Here is a 754-nt window from a genome sequence, read left to right on the forward strand (position 1 = left end):
TGGTACTTCTGGTCGAATGCATAGCCAAGCGACTTGCGGTTGCCGTTGATGTCCTTTTTGGCCTCGAAAATCTCGATCTTCGAGGCTCCCGGCGCGGTGATCGCCAGCACGCCGGCATTCATTGCGATTTTCAGATCCTGAAATTCGCCGACCTTGACGGTGAACGGCTGCTCGACAACGGCGAGATCAACCGTCGCAATCAAGACATAGTCATCGGCCGGCAGATCGAATTTGCTGTCGGGTCCGTAGGCATAGGTCACCTCGTCCCTGGTTCCATCGATCTTCTTTTTTGCCTTGAGCACCTTGAAGCCGATGCCTGAACCGTCCGCCTTGTCGCCGCCGGCAGCATAATAAGCATTGGCAACGACATGGCCGACACCGACAATCATGTCCTTTTCCACGGTCTTGCCGGCAGCCAGCGGAATCGTTTCGGTAGCCACGCCCTGGCCGATCGTGACCGTCACTTTCTCGTCGCCGGCCGGCAACACGGCTTTCGTGGTCCCATAGAAGGTGGCGGGCATGTCAGCACCCGGATAATCGATGACGATGGCCGCGCCATCGACGACATCTGCCCCCTCGCTCGGTCGCGGATGGATGATGAGCGTGCCGGCATTCAAGTTGAAGAGAGGCGCGTAGACTTGGCCCGCCTCGATCTTGACTTTCTGCTCGGTCTTGGCCTGGCCGTCGCTGGCCACGACGATATAGTCGCCCGGTTCCAGATTGGCCTTGTAGGCGCCGTATTCGGTGCTGACGT

At 58.6% G+C, this 754-nt stretch carries 1 pseudogene; it reads right to left on the bottom strand.

The annotated features are described in order from the left end of the window. A pseudogene (locus EN925_RS38210) lies at positions 1 to 754 on the bottom strand (hypothetical protein); the annotation flags it as partial.

It is taken from the genome of Mesorhizobium sp. M7A.F.Ca.US.006.04.2.1, from assembly GCF_004022915.1.
Taxonomy (GTDB): domain Bacteria; phylum Pseudomonadota; class Alphaproteobacteria; order Rhizobiales; family Rhizobiaceae; genus Mesorhizobium; species Mesorhizobium ciceri.